Source organism: Hymenobacter segetis, assembly GCF_054776495.1.
Map to the genome: position 1 here is coordinate 1,850,280 of NZ_BAAHBV010000001.1, position 19,425 is coordinate 1,869,704.

16 protein-coding genes are annotated in these 19,425 nt (G+C 62.0%); 9 read left to right on the top strand and 7 right to left on the bottom strand.

Going from position 1 to position 19,425, the window contains the following annotated elements:
• Positions 1–168: 168 nt before the first annotated feature.
• Entirely contained in the window at positions 169–1,221 is a 1,053-nt protein-coding gene (locus ACYU70_RS07720; RefSeq protein ID WP_342295387.1) for an LLM class flavin-dependent oxidoreductase, read from the bottom strand.
• Between the two features lie 134 nt (positions 1,222–1,355).
• Between ACYU70_RS07720 and ACYU70_RS07725 the strand changes: the two genes are divergently transcribed.
• Positions 1,356–2,069 (top strand): dienelactone hydrolase family protein, encoded by a 714-nt coding sequence (locus tag ACYU70_RS07725; protein WP_342295389.1) that lies wholly within the window; start codon positions 1,356–1,358, stop codon positions 2,067–2,069.
• Between the two features lie 136 nt (positions 2,070–2,205).
• Here ACYU70_RS07725 and ACYU70_RS07730 read toward each other — a convergent pair whose 3' ends face one another.
• Both ACYU70_RS07730 and ACYU70_RS07735 read right to left on the bottom strand, forming a co-directional pair.
• On the bottom strand, positions 2,206–3,258 hold the full coding sequence (locus ACYU70_RS07730) for a bile acid:sodium symporter family protein (RefSeq protein ID WP_342295391.1): 1,053 nt from the start codon (positions 3,256–3,258) through the stop codon (positions 2,206–2,208).
• A gap of 192 nt (positions 3,259–3,450) precedes the next feature.
• Positions 3,451–3,957, bottom strand: a complete 507-nt coding sequence (locus ACYU70_RS07735; RefSeq protein WP_342295392.1) for a hypothetical protein — start codon at positions 3,955–3,957, stop codon at positions 3,451–3,453.
• 189 nt (positions 3,958–4,146) lie between these two features.
• On the opposite strand from ACYU70_RS07735, the gene ACYU70_RS07740 reads away from it, so the two are divergent.
• The 5 genes from ACYU70_RS07740 (at position 4,147) to ACYU70_RS07760 (ending at position 8,823) form a co-directional block, all read left to right on the top strand.
• Complete coding sequence (locus ACYU70_RS07740; protein WP_342295394.1) at positions 4,147–5,190, top strand: SDR family NAD(P)-dependent oxidoreductase; 1,044 nt, start codon at positions 4,147–4,149, stop codon at positions 5,188–5,190.
• Positions 5,191–5,305: 115 nt separating this feature from the next.
• A complete protein-coding gene (locus ACYU70_RS07745; protein ID WP_342295395.1) occupies positions 5,306–6,067 on the top strand; it encodes a prolipoprotein diacylglyceryl transferase in 762 nt (253 codons plus the stop codon).
• A 622-nt stretch (positions 6,068–6,689) separates the two neighbouring features.
• Entirely contained in the window at positions 6,690–8,096 is a 1,407-nt protein-coding gene (locus ACYU70_RS07750; protein WP_342295396.1) for a radical SAM protein, read from the top strand.
• Entirely contained in the window at positions 8,096–8,425 is a 330-nt protein-coding gene (locus ACYU70_RS07755) for a hypothetical protein (protein ID WP_342295398.1), read from the top strand. The genes ACYU70_RS07750 and ACYU70_RS07755 overlap by 1 nt, the downstream gene beginning before the upstream one ends.
• Positions 8,426–8,526: 101 nt before the next feature.
• Positions 8,527–8,823, top strand: a complete 297-nt coding sequence (locus ACYU70_RS07760) for a hypothetical protein (RefSeq protein WP_342295399.1) — start codon at positions 8,527–8,529, stop codon at positions 8,821–8,823.
• Here the strand turns inward: ACYU70_RS07760 and mutM are convergent.
• The 3 genes from mutM to ACYU70_RS07775 all read right to left on the bottom strand — a co-directional run bounded on the left by mutM (position 8,779) and on the right by ACYU70_RS07775 (position 11,853).
• Entirely contained in the window at positions 8,779–9,645 is an 867-nt protein-coding gene (gene mutM, locus ACYU70_RS07765) for a DNA-formamidopyrimidine glycosylase (protein WP_342295400.1), read from the bottom strand. The genes ACYU70_RS07760 and mutM overlap by 45 nt on opposite strands.
• Positions 9,646–9,847: 202 nt before the next feature.
• Positions 9,848–10,762 carry a PhzF family phenazine biosynthesis protein gene (locus ACYU70_RS07770; RefSeq protein ID WP_342295401.1) on the bottom strand — a complete coding sequence of 305 codons (915 nt, stop codon included), beginning with the start codon at positions 10,760–10,762 and terminating at the stop codon, positions 9,848–9,850.
• A 131-nt stretch (positions 10,763–10,893) separates the two neighbouring features.
• Complete coding sequence (locus ACYU70_RS07775; protein WP_342295402.1) at positions 10,894–11,853, bottom strand: M48 family metalloprotease; 960 nt, start codon at positions 11,851–11,853, stop codon at positions 10,894–10,896.
• Between the two features lie 373 nt (positions 11,854–12,226).
• On the opposite strand from ACYU70_RS07775, the gene ACYU70_RS07780 reads away from it, so the two are divergent.
• From ACYU70_RS07780 to ACYU70_RS07790, 3 genes are all read left to right on the top strand, one after another.
• Complete coding sequence (locus ACYU70_RS07780) at positions 12,227–12,694, top strand: hypothetical protein (RefSeq protein ID WP_460615956.1); 468 nt, start codon at positions 12,227–12,229, stop codon at positions 12,692–12,694.
• A gap of 31 nt (positions 12,695–12,725) precedes the next feature.
• Positions 12,726–13,241, top strand: a complete 516-nt coding sequence (locus ACYU70_RS07785) for an MOSC domain-containing protein (RefSeq protein ID WP_342295404.1) — start codon at positions 12,726–12,728, stop codon at positions 13,239–13,241.
• A 174-nt stretch (positions 13,242–13,415) separates the two neighbouring features.
• Positions 13,416–17,621 (top strand): DUF4394 domain-containing protein, encoded by a 4,206-nt coding sequence (locus ACYU70_RS07790; protein WP_342295405.1) that lies wholly within the window; start codon positions 13,416–13,418, stop codon positions 17,619–17,621.
• A gap of 207 nt (positions 17,622–17,828) precedes the next feature.
• Here the strand turns inward: ACYU70_RS07790 and ACYU70_RS07795 are convergent, their stop codons facing one another.
• Positions 17,829–19,229: an RtcB family protein gene (locus tag ACYU70_RS07795; RefSeq protein ID WP_342295406.1), complete on the bottom strand. Its 1,401-nt coding sequence runs from the start codon at positions 19,227–19,229 to the stop codon at positions 17,829–17,831.
• Positions 19,230–19,425 lie beyond the last annotated feature (196 nt).

Consider the following 19,425-nt stretch of genomic DNA (forward strand, 5'->3'; position numbering starts at 1 on the left):
AACACTATTTAGAGTCATTCTAAATAATAACACTGGAATTTTCGCGACAATCCGGTTGATTCTATCAACATCATCTTCTAATATTTTAAATATCAGATATCTATCAACAAAAAAACACCCGGCTGATGAGCCGGGTGTTTCACAACAGTAAATCGATGTCAGAGCTGGCTACACCAGGGTGGCTTCCCGCTCCGAGGCCACCGGGGCAGACAATTCGAAGGCTTCGGCCAGTAGCTCGTAGGAGCGCAGGCGGTCCTGGAAATCGGCGGTGATGGTGACGGCTGTGATTTCTTCCACGCCGTAGTCGGCCGCCATTTGGGTGAATTGGACGTGGACCTGCTCGGGGGTGCCGCTCACTACGCGGTTGCGGTTGAAGGCGAGGTGGGCCTGGTCTTCAGTGGAGAATCGGTGGTTGCGCACTTCCTCGGTTGACGGGAAGGTGCGGAACTCGCCCCGGTTGAAGCGAATCAGCTGCATGTCCATGGCTTTGCGCAGCTCGTCGGCTTTCTCCTCGGTATCGGCGCAGAAGGTGAAGACGGCCACATTGGCCAGCGGCGCGGCCAGCTCGCGGCTGGGCCGGAACCGCTCGCGGTACTGGCGCACGGCCGCCGGACCACCGGCTCCATTAATAAACTGGGCGAAGGAAAACGCCATGCCTAAGTGCGCGGCAAACAGGCCACTCTGGCCGCTGGAACTCAGCAGCCACAGCTCCGGCACGGTGGGGGTGGTGGGAATGGCCATCACCCGCTCGTGGATGGTGTCGGGCACTTTTTCATCGCGCAGGTAGGCTTGCAGGTCCATGAGCTGCTCCACGAAATCCTGCTCGCTGAAGGTATTACTGGGGTTGAGGGCGTGGGCGGTGAGGCGGTCGCCGCCGGGCGCGCGGCCCATGCCCAGGTCGATGCGGCCGGGAAACAGGTTTTCGAGCAAGCGGAAGTTTTCGGCCACTTTCAGAGCCGAGTAGTGGGGCAGCATCACCCCGCCCGAGCCCAGCCGGAGGTGCTGCGTCTGGCTGCCGAGGTGGGCAATGAGGACTTCGGGCGTGGAGCCGGCCAGCGTGTTGGTGTTGTGGTGCTCGCTCACCCAGAAGCGGGTGTAGCCGAGGCGGTCGGCGAGCTGGGCCAGCTGCACGGTTTCGAGCAGGGCCTCGCGGGCGGTGCTGCCGGGCCGGATGGGCGACTGGTCGAGGACGTTAAGACGAAGTTTGGGGGTGGCGTTCATAGCTGGGGGATTGGAACAAGGTGCTTAACCGCTGGTGGGGGCATCCGGTTCGGAATAGCCCGCTGGCCGGGCCGGCGCGATGAACAATTGCCCGCTCAGCTGTTAAGGGCCGAACTATCTCCCATTCCTTTACTATGAGCGACCAGAACTTCGTCACCCTCGCCGTGGCCGATGGCACCGAAATGCGCGCCTACGTGGCTTTCCCCAGCAGCACCGGCCCCGTGCCGGGCATCATTCTGCTACAGGAAGCCTTCGGCGTGAACCACCACATCCGCAGCGTGGCCGACCGGCTGGCGGCGGCCGGCTACGCCGTGGTAGCGCCCGAGCTGTTCCATCGCACGGCCGCGCCGGGCCTGGAAATTGCCTATTCCGACTTTAATAGCGTGGCCATGCCGCACTACAGCGCCATCAATAACAACGACCTGACCTCGGACCTGCAGGCGGCCTACGACTGGCTGACGACACAGCCGCTGGTGAAGGCCGACAAAATTGGCAGCATCGGCTTCTGTCTGGGCGGCCGGGTGTCGTTTCTGGCCAACGCCGTGCTGCCGCTGGCGGCGGGCGTTTCGTACTACGGCGGCGGCACCCACACCATTGCCGACCGCGCCCAGGACCTGCACGCCACGCACCTTTTCTTCTGGGGCGGGCTCGATGCCCACATCGGCAAAGAGCAGATTAACCAGGTAATCGAGGCGGTGGAAGTGGCGAAGAAGCCCTACATCAACACCGTTATTTCCTACGCCGACCACGGCTTCAACTGCGATGAGCGGCCGAGCTACCACCCCGAAGCAGCCAAGGAAGCCTGGGCACTGACGCTGGCGTTTTTTGGGGAGAAGCTGGGAGCGTAGCTTCTGTAGGCAACAAAGAGAGCCCGTCATGCTGAGCGCAGTCGAAGCATCTCTACCGCAGTAGTGATTCAATCGAATGGATTGCGTTGCGCGATAGAGATGCTTCGACTGCGCTCAGCATGACGTTTTTTTGGTGCTATCGAGCTCTGGCTACTGTCACAGGTTCAGGCTCAACCGCCACCACCTGCCGGCCCAAATACTGCGCCATACTGCTGGCCATAATAATCTGTAAGGCGTGGTACAGCATGAGCGGCAATAGAATGAGCCCGGTGGCGGCGCTGGCCGGAAATAGCAAGCTGGCCATCACGCTGCCGTGAACCAGCGACTTTTTCGAGCCGCAGAATACGGCCACAGCTTGGTCGGCACGGGGGAATTTCAGGGCACGGCTCAGGCCCCAGATAACGGCAAACGCCACCAAATAAAGCGCCACCATGCCCGCGCCCAGCTTGAACACATCGGCCGGGCGGTAGCGGCTGAAAATGCCATCGGCAAAGGAATCGCAGAAGGCGGTGAAAACGATGAGCAGGATGGTGACCTGGTCGAAGACGCGCAGAGCGGCTTTATGGCGGTCGGCGAAGGCGTGGAAGCGCGAATTGAGCAGCACCCCCGCCCCTACCGGCAGTACTACCTGCCACAGCAGCTGCACCCCGAGGCTCCAGAGCTGCCCGCCGCCCGTGCCGGTATGTAGAAAGAGGCTGCACAGCAGCGGCGTGAGCACGATGCCCAGCAGGCTGGAAATACTGGCGTTGAAAATAGCCGCCGGCAGGTTGCCGCCCGCAATGCTCACCATCACCACCGATGTGGAAACCGTACTGGGCAGCGCGCACAGAAAGAAGATACTCTGCCAGAGCATTTCGCCGCCCTCGGCTCCAAAAAATGGCCGCACCAGCAGCGCCAGCGCTGGGAACAGCACGAAGGTGCTGAGCTGCACCAGCGTGTGCAGCTTCCAGTTGCGCATGCCATCGCGCAGCTTTTCAAAGCTCAGCTTCAGGCCATAAAAGAAGAAAACCAGCGCCACACCCACCGTGGTAATGTCGTGCCAGGGCACAGGACTAGCCTTACTGCCCAGGCCCGGCGCGAAGTACGCCAGTGCCACCACCCCCAGCAGCGCCAGCAGAAACCAGTCGAGCCCGGCGCGGGCGAGGAGGGCGACGAGGCGGTTTGGGGCAGGCGGCGGGGATGGAGTCATGGGCAGGAATACGCCGGGGGCGGCAGTTGTGATGCGAGTGAGGCAACAAAAAAGCGCCAGACTCTTGAGAATCTGACGCTTTTAGAAGCAGTAATACGATAGTAGCGCAAACTTTTAGTTCGCGTCCCCGCGCCGTTTGGACATCATTCGGATTTCCGCCGGGGACGCGAACTAAAAGTTCGCGCTACTTTGCTACTCGCCGCCAGGCACGCCGCTGCCCAGGCCGGGGGCGGCGTTGCCCTGCACGCCCTGCACGTTGGGCACGCCCATTTTCTCTTCGCGCTTGCGCTGGTATTTGCCGAATTGGGCGGGGTTGAGCACGTCCTTGAGGGCTTCGAGGCGCGAGCGGCCGGCGCTTTCTACCACGCCGGCCAGCTTGCGCGGGTCGGATTTATAGCGTAGCCGGCCGATTTCGACCTGCTCCACGGCCCGGCGGTTGATGACGCGCACCTTTTCGGTTTGCTGGGGGGTGAGGCCCAGGTTTTGCTGCATGTTGGTGGTGAGGGCATTGGCTTTGCCATCGATGACGGCATCGGGTGGTGAAACCACGGGCGGCTCATCGGGCACAGTGGTTTTGGTTTTCACGCTGGGCTGGCCGGCGGGCTTCACCTTGGTTTTGACGGTGGCCTGCGCGTGGGCGGCCGGAGCCGCCGACAACAAAGCCAGGGCCAGCAGCGGCGAGAGCAACAAGAATTTCATAGAAAAGCGAAAAAGCAAAAAACAGCGCCCGGCAACATAGCGCTATGACGGAGTAAATATCGGCCAAAAGCCCGGCTCATTTCGTGCCGAACGCCCTGCCACGCATCTTTCGTGCCAGCGCCGCCCGAAAATTCGGGCCTCCCGGGCCAGCAGTGCAACCTTTCGCGGCCATTTGCCATACTACTGAGCATGAAACACGCCAAACGCTCCAAATCCAATTGGCTGCTGGCCGCCGGCCTCGGCGCGGCTACCCTGGCCCTTACCCTGTGGGGCAACCGTCGCGGCTCCTACGACCTGAGCCGCCGCGTGGTACTCATCACCGGCGGCTCGCGCGGGCTGGGCCTCGTGCTGGCCCGCCAGGCCGTGGTCGAGGGTGCCCGCGTGGCCATCTGCGCCCGCGATGAGGCCGAGCTGGCTCGCGCCCGCCAGGACCTGCTCATGGCCGGCGCGGCCGAGGCCGACGTGCTCACCCTGGCCCGCGACATCACCAACGAAGTGGAAGTGCGCACCATGGTGGCCGAAGTCGAAAACCGCCTCGGGCCGGTTGATGTGCTCATTAACAACGCCGGCATCATCACCGCCGGCCCGCTGGACAACATGGACTCGCGCGATTTCGAGGACTCGATGGCCGTGCATTTCTGGGCTCCGCTGCATGCCATGCAGGCCGTGCTACCCAGTATGCGGAAGCGCGGCGCGGGCCGCATCGTCAATATCTCGTCGCTGGGCGGCAAGGTGGCGCTGCCCCACATGGCTCCGTACAGCGCCAGCAAGTTTGCACTGGTGGGCCTTTCCGAAGGCTTCCGGGCGGAACTGCGCCAGCACGGCATTTCGGTGACTACCGTGTGCCCCGGCCTGCTGCGCACCGGCAGCCCCGACCACGCCGAGTTCAAGGGCCAGCAGCAAAAGGAATTTGCCTGGTTCAGCATTGCCGATTCGCTGCCCGGCTTCACGCTGAGCGCCGAGCAGGCCGGCCGCCAAATCTGGAACGCCTGCCGCCGTGGCGATGGCGAGGTAATTCTCTCCCTCCCGGCCAAATTCCTGGCCGCTTTCCACGGCCTGCTGCCCGGCACCACCACCGACATCCTGAGCTGGATGAACCGCGCCCTGCCCGCCACCGGCGAAAGCCCGGCGGCCAACGTGCGTCGCACCGGCTTCGAGAGCGAGTCGGACGCTACCCGCTCGCCCCTCACGGCCCTCACCCGCAAAGCCGCCGCTAAGAATAACGAGCTATAATGCCACAATTACCCCGAATTGAAAATTCGGCCCGCTAAAACGATTCTCCAAAGAGTCGTTCTGGCGGGCCGAATTTTCAATTCGGGGTAATCGGTTTTACGGCGCATCTTGCGCCATGCATTTCCCCGTCGAGCTAGCCCTCGGTCCTGCCCGCCTACCCGTGCACCTGCTGTGCGAGGTACTGGCCTACACCCTCGGTTTCCGCCTCTACCAGCGCCTGCGCACTGGCACTCGCGACCGCATCAGCGACGCGCACCGGCAATGGATTTTTGTGGGGGCCGCCGCCGGGGCCTTGTTCGGCTCGCGCCTGCTGGGCTTGCTGGAGCACCCCGAGTTGCTGGCGCACCCGCCCGGCGGCTGGCTCTACTACTTCACCAACAAAACCATCGTGGGCGGCTTCCTGGGCGGCCTCATCGGCGTGGAGCTCACCAAAAAGCGCCTGGGCGTAACGGCCAGCAGCGGCGACTTGATGGTGTTTCCCATCCTGCTGGGCCTTGCCATCGGCCGGCTCGGCTGCTTTTTCAGCGGGCTGGAAGATGGCACCTACGGCACCGCCACCTCCCTGCCCTGGGGCATCAATTTCGGCGATGGCATCGCCCGTCACCCCACCAACCTGTACGAAATCCTGTTTCTGGGGGCGCTGGCGCTGCTGCTGTGGCTGCTGGAACGGCGCACTTCTTTGGCCGATGGCCGGCGGTTTCAGCTGTTTCTGAGTGGCTATCTGATATTCCGGCTGCTGGTGGAGTTCATCAAGCCCACGGCGGCGCTGCCGGGGCTGGGGCTCACGGCGATACAATGGGCGTGCGTGGCGGGGCTGGGGTATTATGTTTGGGGTTGGTTTTCAACACCATCCTCATCCAGATTACAAAAATCTTAATTTCATTAAACGCCCTTTTAAATACGCAAATGCAATTATATCACAAACGCTGGTTGATGAGTATGATGAAGACATCGGGCAGCAAAAGGAAATATGTGCAGAGTGGAGATTTTGCTGATACTAGAAATTCAAAGGCCAAATCAGACCTCGAAGAATTACCTCAGTTTGAAAGCGTAAAATCAAGTCGTAAATTTTACAATGGCAAAATCAATTACGGATTATTAGTAAGATTTTTACGCGGCAAAGTTGGCAACGATTGGGACGAAGTATATTCAGAAATAATCAACCGCATTCCTGTAGCATTACTTGAATATAAAGAAATGATTTTCTGGTTCGTGGCCGACAAGGTTGTGTTCGAGGACGAAAAGCTTTGGAATAAAAAAAACCAGCGTTTTATCTGGCGGGGTGAAGCATACAGCTATTTCAGTCACTACTCACAGATTTATTTGAACCCTGAGTTCATAGAATTTTATGTACATCCTGACACAAACATATTAGAGCACATCCCACAACTTTCATTTAAAAAGCGAGCGAAAACCATCAGGAATTAATTAGCACTGCCGCCTATTTCCAGTCAACTTCCAAAAGGTCTTTTCCCTTAATTGTTTCCAACTTCCGCTCCATGCCCGAACGTCCTTACACCTACTACGATTTCACCCTCAGCCTGTGCCCGCAGTGCCTGCGACGCATCGAGGCCAAAATCGTCTTCGAGGACGGGAACGTGTTCATGTTCAAGCGCTGCCCCGAGCACGGACGTCAAAGAGTCCGTATTGCCACCGATATTGAGTATTACAAAAGCATCCGCAACTACGTGAAGCCCAGCGAAACGCCGCGCCGCTTCAACATGGCCACGCATTTCGGCTGCCCGTATGACTGCGGTCTCTGCACCGACCACGAGCAGCACAGCTGCCTCACCGTCATCGAGATAACCGACCGCTGCAACCTCACCTGCCCCACCTGCTACGCCGAAAGCAGTCCCACCCACGGCCGGCACCGCACCCTGGAAGAAGTGGAAGCCATGGTGGACCTGGTGGTGGCCAACGAAGGCGAGCCCGACGTGGTCCAAATCTCGGGTGGCGAGCCCACGCTGCACCCGCAGTTCTGGGAAATTCTGGACATGTGCAAGCGCAAGCCCATCAAGCACCTGATGGTGAACACCAACGGCGTGCGCCTGGCCAAGGACGAGGCTTTTGTGGCGCGGCTGGCCACGTATGCGGGCGCATTTGAAGTGTATCTGCAGTTTGATTCTTTCCGCGAAAACGTGCTGCTGGCCATGCGCGGCCGCGACCTGCGCGAGGTGCGCAAGCAGGCCATTGAGCATCTGAATAAATATAATCTCAGCACCACACTGGTCGTGACCTTGCAAAAGGGCCTGAACGATGACGAGATGGGCGAAATCATCGACTACGCGCTGAAGCAGAAGTGCATTCGCGGCGTCACGTTTCAGCCCACGCAGGCGGCCGGGCGGCTCGATAATTTCAACCCCGAAACCGACTCGTTTTCGCTCACCGAAGTGCGTCAGGGCATCATCGACCAAAGCCCGGTTTTCTCGGCCGAAGACCTGCTGCCCGTACCCTGCAACCCCGACGCGCTGGCCATGGCCTACGCCCTGAAAATCGACGGCGAAGTATTCCCCCTCACCCGCTATGTGGACCCCGCCGAGCTGCTCCAGAGCGGCGGCAATACCATTGTGTATGAGCGCGACCCGCGCCTGCGCCAGCACATGCTCAAGCTCTTCAGCACGGCCAATACCGTGGATACGGTGGTGCCCGAAATCAACCAATTGCTGTGCTGCCTGCCGCAGGTTTCGGCCCCCAATCTGGGCTACGAAAACCTGTTCCGAATTATCATACTGCAATTCATGGATGCGTATAATTTCGACGTGCGGGCCGTGAAAAAATCCTGCGTTCATATCGTAAGCAAGGATTTGAAAATTATTCCGTTTGAAACGATGAATATCTTCTACCGCGACCAAGAGAAGCTGGCGCGGCTGGAGGAATTGCGGGCCGAACGAATCGGGATTATCTAATGGCCCCAAACCAGGAACCCGGACCACCGCCCGAACGCACACGAGGCAGCGTAAGAGGCCCGCTGTTGCTCAATGCGGGCCTGATGCTGGTGCTCTATCTGGCAGCTTTTGCCGCGACCACTGGCCGGCCCGGCGAAACGGCTTACGCTTATTTCTTTGCGTTGGCGGGTTTGTTTTGCCTCAATGTGTTGGCGGCCATCGGGCTGGCGTTTATGGGCCGCAGTCAGACGGTGATGGGTTGTATTTATTCCGGCATCGGCATTTTTCTGATTGGGCTGGGCAGCTGTGCCTACTCGCTGTCCCACATGCACATGGGAAGTATGCAGTGAGCGACAGCGGCATGTAGCCATACCCTGCCAATCGGCGGGCCAAAGCATCGGATTTACGGCATATCTTGTACTACCAATTGCCAATCAACTAGCCGCTTATCATGCCTCCTACCTTTGGCAGCATTGTGCGCAATAACTTGCTGGCCGTGCTGGCAGCGGCCATAGTATTCGGGCTGGCCGCGAAGCTCGTCGACCAAGCGGCGGCTTTCATTTTCGCGCTGGTCTATTTAGGGCAGGCATCGTTCAACCTGATTCTGGGTTTCACGCACCTGGGCAGCAAGCCCGGTGAGCCTGGGGCCGCACCTTATTTCCTGAGTATGCTGCTGGTACTAATTATTGGTTTTGGGGCGTGCTCAGGCATTTTTGCGCTCGGCGGCGGGCTCGGCAACATGCACTGAGTCGGGCGCGGGCTGGCACTTGGGGCAGGTGTAAGTAGCCCGGCCACCCACGTATTCTTTCTCGATTTTCACCTTCGGGTGGCGCGGGCAAAAGGTGTGGGCATCTGAGCCAGGCGTGGCCGAATCGTCCCACTCGCGGGCGTGGATGAGGAAGGACTTGGGGAAATATTTGTAGTTGGCCTCGTGGTCGATGGCCGTGTTCAATACCAGTTGAATGGCGGCGTGTAGGGCTTTGAACTCCTTTTCCACCAAAGAAGAACCCAGCCGCTCCGGGTTGATTTTGGACTGGAACAGCACCTCATCCACAATCCAGTTGCCGAGGCCGGCGGTGATGCTTTGGTCAAGCAGCAATGGTTTCAGCAGGGTTTTGCGGCGGCTGAGTTTCTGCTGCAATTCGGCGGCGGTGATGGCGAGGGCATCGGGGCCGATTTTCTTGGCGGCCTGGTGGGCGGCGGCGCTCTCGGCGAGGCGAATGCGGCCGAATTTGCGCGGGTCGATGAAGGCGAGGCGCAGGCCGGAATCGTCCAGATGCAGCGCTACGCGGGTGAAACGTGGGGCATCGGGCTCGTCGCGGTAGGCCCCGATGTCGCCGGTCATGCCGAAGTGCAGGACGAGGACTTTGCTGTTGTCGAGTTCCAGAAAGCAGTTTTTGCCTAGGCGCGAGGTGCCGCTGATGGTGCGCCCCACGAGGCCGGCGCGGAGTTGGTCTTCGGGCGTGGCCAGGACGTGGGCATCGTTCACCTGCACGGCGGCGATGGTTTGGCCCACGGCCAGTTCGTCAATAAAGCGGCGGTAGGTTTCGACTTCGGGGAGTTCGGGCACTGTGGAAAGTATTGAGGGTTAGGGGCTGAGTACTGATGCGACATAGAACGTCATGCTGAGCGTAGTCGAAGCATCTCTACTGCGCAACGCAATCCAATCAAAAGGATTACTGCTGCGGTAGAGATGCTTCGACTACGCTCAGCATGACGTTCTTTCTCTGGCCTGTTAACAGAAATAAGCCAGTCCCGGTTGCACCCTGCTCTTACAAATCCCCACGCAGCCCCCCTTCCAGCACCACCACGCCGGTGCCGCCAATCTGCACCGATTCAATAGCCTCGCGCGAACCCTGGATTCGCACCTGCACCGCACCGGCGCGGCCCATATCGTGGCCCTGCTCGGCAATGAACTCGGGCGAACTGATATAGCCGTGGTGCCAGAGGTAAGCCGCCATACCGCCCGTAGCCGAGCCCGTGACGGGGTCTTCCGACACATCGGGCGGGGTGCCGAAGTGGCGGGCGAAGGTGTGGCCTGCCGCAGTCGCGCCGCCCAGGCAAAACAGGTGCGGGCTGAAAAAGTCGCTTTCGGCACGATAGCGGCCGAAGGCGGCGGCATCGGCGACGTGGGCGCGGCGCAGGGCCGCGTGGTCGCGCAGCAGAATCATGAGCTGCGGCGTGCCGGTGCTCACCGTCTGGATAGGCGCGCCGGGCAGCAGGTCGTCGGGCGTGAGGCCGAAGAGGGACAGCACTGATTCCGGCGCGTGGGTGGCCCCGAAAACGGGCTGGCGTTGCGTCATCCAAACCAAAGCCGGCGCACCGGCCGCACCCGGCAGCACATCGACCCGAATGGGGCCATGCAGCAGGTGCAAGGTGAGTGTGAGGGATTCGCCAGAGGCAGGCAGCGCCACGCAGCCGGCGTGTAGCAGCGCCGTGACGGTGGCAATGGTGGGATGCCCGGCCAGCGGGATTTCTTCGGCCGGCGTGAAAAACCGCACCGTGAATTCGGTGCTGCCGGGCGCGGCGCGGTTCACGAAAGCCGTTTCCGACTGGTTGAACTCGCGGGCCAGGCGCTGGCGCAGGGCGGGGCTGAGGTCGTCGGCATCGAGCACTACGGCGCAGGGGTTGCCGCGCAGGGGCTCGGTGGTGAAAGCATCGACGAGCAGGAAAGGGAGTTGGGACATAAGCAGGGGGCCGGTGAGATGGGTAAACCGGCCACGAAGGAACAACAGCACATCAAAACCTAACCCGCCAACCCACAAAAAAGCCGGTCCGCTTGTGTGCAGACCGGCTTTCCATTTTCTACAAAGATGATTTACATCGTATCGTGTAGCTTGGCTACGCGCTGGCCAGCTTTGTCATACACATCGCCGCGGGCGGTGATGAACAGGCGGCGCTGCTGGCCATCGGTGAGCACGAAGGGGAATGTTTGGCTGGTGGTGCGGGTGATGCGGCCCACCACATCGGCGTTGTCGTCGTCGTCCACGCGCACCACTTTCAGGGCGTTGGTGAGGTAGTAGCGCTGGCTGGGGTCGTTGCGGAAAGTGAGCTGGCCCACGAGGCGCACGGCGTCGCCGGAGTTCTGGCTCACTGCTACCATTTGGCCGGCATCATCGGCCGGCATGGTGGGATATTGGCGCACTTGGCGAGCAGGGGTTTCGCGGGACGGCTGGGCCATGGGCGCGGCGGCCACCACGGCCGGAGCGGCCGAGGGCGCGGCGGTGCGGGCGCTGGCTACAATCTGGCCATTGGCGCGCTGCCAGCCCTGGCTGATGGCCGTGAGGCGCGGCGTGCGGCCGGGGTGCGTGGAGGAGCCCTCATCGTCGGCTACGGTAGCCAGGGCGGCCTGGGCCTGGGCCAGGCTGGCCCCCAGCTTGCGTAGCACGAAGCCGGAAAATTCATCGGCTTCCAGCTCATCGGCGGGCTGCGAGCCACCGGCGCGCAGGGTGTGGCCGTTGAGGTGATGGCCCATTTCGTGGGCCAGAATACTGATGCCGGCCCAGTCGGTGTGGCCGGCGCGGTTCACGGCGTTCAGGAAATCGGGGTTGTAGAGCAGGTAGCGCTGGCCGTCATAGACCACGGCGGCGGCGTTGTCGACTTCTCGCGTGGCCCGCAGCTGGAAACGGGCTTTGAGGCCCACAGCATCGGTGATTTCGCGGATAACGTCGGTGGGCGCGGGGGCGGTTTGGGCCTGTGCGGGAGCCGCCAGGGCCAGCGGCAGCGCGAGCAGCAGCGGGGCCGCCAAGCGGCTGATGAAACGAGGGAGGAAAGCCATATCGAAGGAGGAGAAGGGAAATGACTGTTAATTCAAACCTAAAGGCAAGCGCAATGCCAGCTTTTCGGGCAAAAAACCAACTGCAGTGCCTGTTTGCAACCGGGGGAGCTACGGCAGTAAATCAATTTTAGCGCAACAGGAATTGAGCTGGTAATCAAGCAACGGCAGCGCTGTTTTTTATTGCTTTATCGTTGCCTACAGCCCGCTCAAAAGCATGGGAGCTGGCTGTTGAAATAACGATTTTGCCCCGCTGGCAGTTCATTAAACGAGAGTCGTGGCCGGGCAAAAAGGGTTGCGTGATTCCGGCACCGCAATGGGCCGGAGTAGCTTTGCGCCCCGGCCGCCGTAGCCCGGCCCATTTTCCCGTTTTGCCTTGATGAACCAAGCCCACCTGCACCTCATTGTCAACCATGTGCCCATTGTGGGCAGCCTTTTTGCCGCCGTGCTGCTGGGGGCGGGCGTGCTGAGGCATAACCTCGACCTGACCAAAGCCGGCCTGGTGGCCGTGCTGGCTGCCGGCCTACTGTGCCTGCCGGCCCAGCTCACCGGAGAGGGCGCGGCCGCCATCGCCCAAAATCTGCCCCGCGTGAGCCGCGCCCTCATCCACAACCACGAAGAAGCGGCGGAGCTGGGTTTCTGGGTGCTGGAAGCAGCGGCGGCACTGGCGCTGTTCGGGCTGCTGCTGCTGAAGAACAATTCACCCAAAGCCCGCTTAGTAACCCTACTGACGCTGGCGGTGGCCGTACTCAGTTTCGGCCTGCTGGCCCGGGCCGGCAACCTCGGCGGCCTGATTCGACACACCGAAATCCGCGAAGGTTTTGGTACGGCCGACGAGTTATAATTCCCCAAAATCAATCCCCTAGCCCTTCCGCATGCCCTTTCCCTTTTTTGGCGACGATAAATCGACCGTGGCGCGCCTGCTGGCCACGCTGCCCCAAACCGGCACCCTGGACTGGATTGGCCAGCGCCCGGTGCGCCGCGAGCCGCTCGTATCAGTGCCCGAAGCGGAGTTGAAAACCGACTCCCACATGCTCGGCGACCACGCCCGGCCCAAGACGGGCGGCAAGCGGCAGGTCACGCTCATTCAGCAGGAGCATCTGGCGGCCGTGGCCGGATACCTGGGCCTGGATGCACCGCTGGACCCGGCCCGCCTGCGCCGCAACCTGGTGGTGCGCGGCCTGAACCTGCTGGCCCTGAAAAACCGCCAGATTCGCATCGGCGAGGACGTAATTCTCGATATTACCGGCGAGTGCCACCCCTGCTCGCGCATGGAGGAAGAGCTGGGCCCCGGCGGCTACAACGCCATGCGCGGGCACGGCGGCCTCACGGCGCACATTGCGCAGGGCGGCATCATCCGGGTGGGCGATGTGGTGCGCGTGGTGAGTTGATTCCCACGAATATTTTCTTATTTTTAAGTGCGTCGCAGGCATTAGGCAAACGGCTCAGGCATACTTTTTAAACTCATTTTCATCCGGGCACCGGGCCGCAATCGTATGTGCCGCCAACGGCGGCGTGGCCAGCCTGTTCTTGTTGGTTTTAACCCCTCCATTTTCTCTTATACTATGTCCAAACTCCTACTTTCGCGGTCTGCTTCGGGCCAGCGACTAAGTCGCTTTCTGCGTCTTGCCCTGAGTGCGGTGCTATTGCTGACTGGCTTGGTGGCTCAGGCGCAAACCACCATTTACGGCATCGGCACGGTCACCCATACTTTTGCCTACTCGCCCATTTATCCGGCCGGTGCCACGGCGGGCTCGCAGGGCATAGCGGCATTCGACCCGGCAACCGGAGGCCCCAACAACAACTTGTTCTTAATCACGGGCGTGGTGGGCAACCAGAAACTGGTAGGCATTGATTTTCGCCCCCTGACGGGGCAGCTCTATGCTTTAGGCTACGACCCGGCCCTGACAACCAACAACGCCCAGCTTTATACCCTTAACCCCAGAACCGGGGTGGCCATGGCCGTGAGCGCCTCGCCGATTTCCCTGACGCTGGGCGACGCTACGGAGCGCATTGGCTTCAACTTCAACCCAGTGGCCGACCTGGTGCGGGTGGTGAGCTCCAACGATGCCAACTACCGGATTAGCCCGGTAACGGGCCTAGTCGTAACCACCGGCGGTGTTGATGGGCCGCTGGCCTACGCTGCCGGCGACCCCAACGCCGGGCTCAACCCGCGGGTGGGGGGCGCGGCCTACACCAATTCGTTTGCCGGCGCGACCAGCACCATTCTCTACGATGCCGAGAACAAATACGACCTGTCTGCTCCTTCCGGCATTTTGTCAACGCAGTCGCCGCCTAATGATGGCACGCTTAATACGCAAGCCGATATCAGACTGGGCTCGGGCAGCGGCCCGTTCTATGGCATCGACGCGACTGCCCGCATCAACATTGACATTTTCTGGGCCGGAACTTACAACAAGGGCTACTTGCTGGAACTAACGGCTCCTAACGGTTCGGGCTATTCGAGCAGCAACCTCTACGATTTGTCGCTGCCGGCCAGCGCAACCAGCCCCCCCGACCCCACCAACGCCAACCCGGTCGGCTACGGCAGCAACAAGCGCACCCTGGTGCCCGCCAACTTCCTGACGCCGTTCAATCTGCTGTCGATTGCCGTGGCCCCCACGCCCGCCATCACCAGCCTATCGCCTCCCTCGGCCGAGGTGGGCACCCCCGGCCTGACGCTGACTATTAACGGCACGGGCTTCGTGAACTCGACCACGGTGCAGTTCAACGGTTCGGACCGGACGGCCACCTACGTATCGGCCACGCAGCTGACGGCGGTGTTGACGGCTGCCGACCTGGCCACGGTGGGTGCTTACAACGTGACCGTTACCAACCCGCCTTTCCCGAGCACGCCGCCCTCGGCCCCGGCCACGTTTACGGTGACGCCTACCTGCGCGGCGCCGACCAACCTGACGGCGGGCAGCATTACCAGCAGCTCGGCCACGGTGTCGTTCACTGGCAACGGCTCGGCCACGAGCTACACCGTGACGACCTCGCCGACCACCACCACGCAAACCCTGCCTGCTACAGCTACTTCGGCAACCCTCACGGGCCTGACGCCTAATACCAGCTACACGGTCAGCATCACCACCACCTGCCCGAGCGGCACCACCGGCCCAGCTACCGTCACCTTCACCACCAGCACGGCGGCCGCCACGCTGGCCGTGAGCCAGGGTGCCACCAGCTACCCCAGCGGCGGCACGGCTTACAGCTTCGGCAACCAGACGGTGAACACGACCAGCCCGGCCGTATCCTTCACCCTCACCAATGGCGGCACCGACCCGCTGGCCATCAGCAGCATCACCACCACCGGCAACTTCGCCGTAAGTGGCACGGCCCCGACCACGGTGCCCGCTGGCGGTACGGCCACTGTGAACGTGACCTTCACGCCCACGGTGACCGGCACCCGCACGGGCACGCTGGTCATTAATTCCAACGCCACCAACGGCGCCACTTACACCGTGAACCTGACCGGCAACGGCCAGGCCGCCACCCCCAACCCGCAGATTGCCGTAAGCCAGGGCGGGACCGGCATTGCCAACGGCGGCAACTTTACAGGGTTTGCCAGCACGCAGCAGGGCAGCACGTCGGCCCCGGTTACGTTCACCATCAGCAACGGCAGCACCACGGATGCCCTTACGCTGGGGGCTTTCACCTTCAGCGGGCCGTATGCCCTGAGCGGTGCGGCCCCGACCAGCGTGGCCCCGGGCGGCACGGCCACGTTCAGCGTCACGTTCTCGCCCACGGCTACCGGCACCAACACCGGCTCAGTGAGCATTGCCAACAACAGTCAGGCGAATAACCCCTACGTTATCAACTTCAGCGGCCAGGGCACTTCGCAGGATTTGGTGGTGAGCACGCCGCAGGCCGTGCAGGGCAGCTACCGCAACGTAACCATTGTGGGTCCCAACGGCGTTGCTACGCTGAGCGGCCCGCTAACCGTGAGCGGCATGCTGGCCGTGCAGGCGGGCGGCTCGCTCATTCAGAACTGCCAGCCGATTACCGGTGGAGGTAATTTCGACCTGCAAGCCGGTGGCGCCATTGCCATCTGCGACGCAGCCGGGATTGCGACCAGCGGTGCCGTGGGCGCGGTGCAGGTAACGGGCTCGCGCAGTTTTAGCCCGCAGGCCAGCTACCTCTACAACGGCACCGTGGCCCAGGCAACCGGTACGGGCCTGCCCGCGCAGGTGCTGAACCTGGGCGTGCTGAACACCGCAAACGTGACGTTGACCCAGGCCGTGGCCGTGGCCGGCGTGGTGCGCCTGCAAAGCGGCAACCTGAACACCGGCGGCCGCACGCTGACGCTGCTGTCGTCGGCAGCCGGCACGGCACTGGTTGATAATACGGGCGGTGCAGTGGTGGGTACGGCCACGGTGCAGCGCTACATCACGCCCACCTTCAACGGGACGGGCTACCGCCACTACTCGCCTCCCGTGAGCGGCAGCAACTTGAATGACCTGACCACGGCCGGCTACACGCCGGTTATCAATCCGGCTTTTAATACAGTGGGCAAATCGGTGCGGCCCTTCCCCACGGTGTTTAGCTACGACGAGACGCGCGTGAACAGCAGCGGCAGCGGCGGCTCCATTGATTTTGACAAGGGCTACCTCTCGCCCGGCTCGCTCTCGGATGCGCTCAACCCCACGCAGGGCTACACCGTGAACATCTCGGCGGCGGCCAACGTGGACTTTGTGGGCACGCTCAACAACGGTAACTACACGGCCAGCAACCTCACCCGCGGCCCGTACACCGATGCCGGCTGGCACTTCCGGGGCAACCCCTACCCCGCCCCGCTCGACTGGCAGGCCATGGTAACGGCCGGCCGCCTGACGAATATGGAAAATGCGCTGTACGTGTTCAAGAGCAATGGCCAGTACACCGGCACGTATGCCAGCTACATCAACGGCGTGACTGCAAATGGCGGCACCAATATTTTGCCGTCGTCGCAGGGCTTTGTCGTGCGCACCATTGCAGCCGGGCAGGTGGGCAGCATCGCCTTCACCAACACCGAGCGCCTCACGACCAACAACAACACGCCCTTCCAGCGTGGCACCGCCGACACCCGCACCCAGCTCACAATGAGCCTGCGTAACGCCACCGCCGCCACCCAAACGGCCATTTATTTCGACCAGGGCGCGACAACCGGGTTTGATGCCGCCTTCGATGCCGTGGCCCTGCCCTCTTCCAATGGCCTGACCCTGGCCACCGATGCCAGTGGCCAGACGGCCTCCATCAACGGGATGCCCACCCTGGCCGGCACCGCCGATGTGGTGCTACCGCTGTACCTGAGCGCGGCCACCGCCGGCACGTACACGCTCGGCGTCGATAATCTCGCCAACCTGCCCACTGGCTACCACGCCTACCTGCGCGATGCCCTCACCGGCACCTACACCGACCTGGCCACCACGCCCGTCATCAACCTGACGCTGTCGGCCAATGCCGCCGCTGCCGGCCGCTACGCCGTGCTCTTCAGCACGCAGGCCCGCGTGCTGGCTACCGCACCCGCCGCCCTGGCCCGCCTGGCCAGCGTGTACCCCAACCCGGCCCACGGCTCGGCCACGCTGCTGCTGCCGGTGGCCCTGCGCGGCACGGCCGCCACGGCCGTATCGGTAGTCGACAACCTGGGCCGCACGGTGCTCACGCGCACCCTGGCCGCCGGCACCACCGAAACCCTGGACCTGCCGCTGGCCGGCCTGGCTCCCGGCATCTATTCGGTGCAGGCCCGCACAGCCGCTGGCCTCGTGGCCAAGCGCCTGGTAGTGCAATAGGTCCACGGCTTTTTCAGGAATAAAAAACACAAAGCCCCGGCCGTAATGGCCGGGGCTTTGTGTTTGGGGCAACCCTTCTTCCCCGAATTAAAAAACCTCCCGCCAAAGGCGAGAGGCTTTCCAAGCTATGAAAACAACTGTCCCCTGTAAGAGACACTCATTTATGTACGTGAGGCATCGGGGGTTTGGATTGACTAGCGGCATTAATTAGGCCCCATCCATCCGCACAATTTTGGGGGTGAAGGAGCCCAGCACGTCCACCAGCTCGCGTTGGCTGGCCATCACGGTGCGGATGTCTTTGTAAGCCATCGGCGCTTCATCGAGCCCGCCGCCGATGAGCTCGATGCCGTGGTCGGCGAGGTACTTGCGCACCTGCGCTTCGCCCAGTTCGGCCTTGGCACGGGTGCGCGACATCAATCGCCCCGCCCCGTGCGAAGCCGAAGCCAACGACTCGGCCACACCCCGCCCCCGCACGATGAAGCCGGGAGCCGTCATCGAACCGGGGATGATGCCGAGCACGCCCGCACCGGCCGGCGTGGCCCCCTTGCGGTGGGTGATGACCTCGCGGCCATTGGCCAGCCGCTCCTTCCAGGCGAAGTTGTGGTGGTTTTCCACTTTCGCCAGGGGCTTTTCGCCGAGGGCGCGGGCCAGGCGGCGGTGAATCTGGTCGTGGCAGGCCGAGGCATAGTCGCCGGCCAGCGTCATGGCGGCCCAGTACTCTTGGCCGGCTTCGGTGTCGAGGCCGAGCCAGGCGAGGTGCTGGGCTTCGCCGGGCAGTTGGCAAACGTCCTTGGCGAGCTTGGTGTAGCGCTCGGCAATGCCCGCGCCCAGCCCCCGCGAACCGGAGTGCGAGAGCACGCCCAAGTACTGGCCCACCGGCACGCCCAGCTCGTTTTCCACGTCGGTGATTTCGACAATGCCGAACTCCACGAAGTGGTTGCCGGAGCCGGAAGTCCCGACTTGCTCAGCGGCTTTATCGAGCTTGTTTTTCAGAAAAGGGATTTCCTGAAATTCGGCCCGGTCGAGCACGGCGTGGTCCATCCGCTGACCGCGCTCGAAGCCCCGGCCGCTGCCGAAACGGGTGTTTTCGAGCAGCAGGCTGCGCAACTCCTGGGTGCGCTGAGATAGGTATTTGGGTGGTAAATCGAACACCGACAACGCCATCCGGCAGCCGATGTCCACGCCCACGGCGTAGGGAATCACCGCGTTGTCCGTCGCCAGCACGCCGCCGATGGGCAGGCCGTAGCCGTGGTGGGCGTCGGGCATGAGTGCACCAGCCACGGTCACGGGCAGTTTCATGGCCGTTTCCATCTGGTGAATGGCACCGGGCTCAATGTGCTCGGCCCCGAATACGGCGTATTCCTTGCGCTCGACCAGGGCGATGTGGCGGTTGGGCGGTGGCAGCAATGCGGCCGCCGTATGGCTCCAGTCGAGGTGGGTGAGGTAGTCGTTGGGATTGGCAATAAGTTGACCTAGCAAAACCAGCTGGTCGGTTTGAGAGAGTTTTTTGAGGTGCTTGCGCTGCAATTGAGCCAGCGCAAGCCCGATGGCCCGACCTTCGGGAAACCCGAGGGCGCGAAGGTCGTTGCCGCGTAAAATGTTGGCCATAAAAATGGTTTTTGCACGAGGTGGCGGCGCTTATTCGGGCCGTCCTCGTTGTTAATGAAAAGAAAAATAAAACGGGGCTGGGCAACAGGGCGCATCGCCTGCATTATGTGCTCTAACCAACTGAGCTACTGCAAGCCGAAGCGCACAGGCCGGCCTCGAACCGGCGACCCCATAGTCCCATAGCGAAGTATGGCGG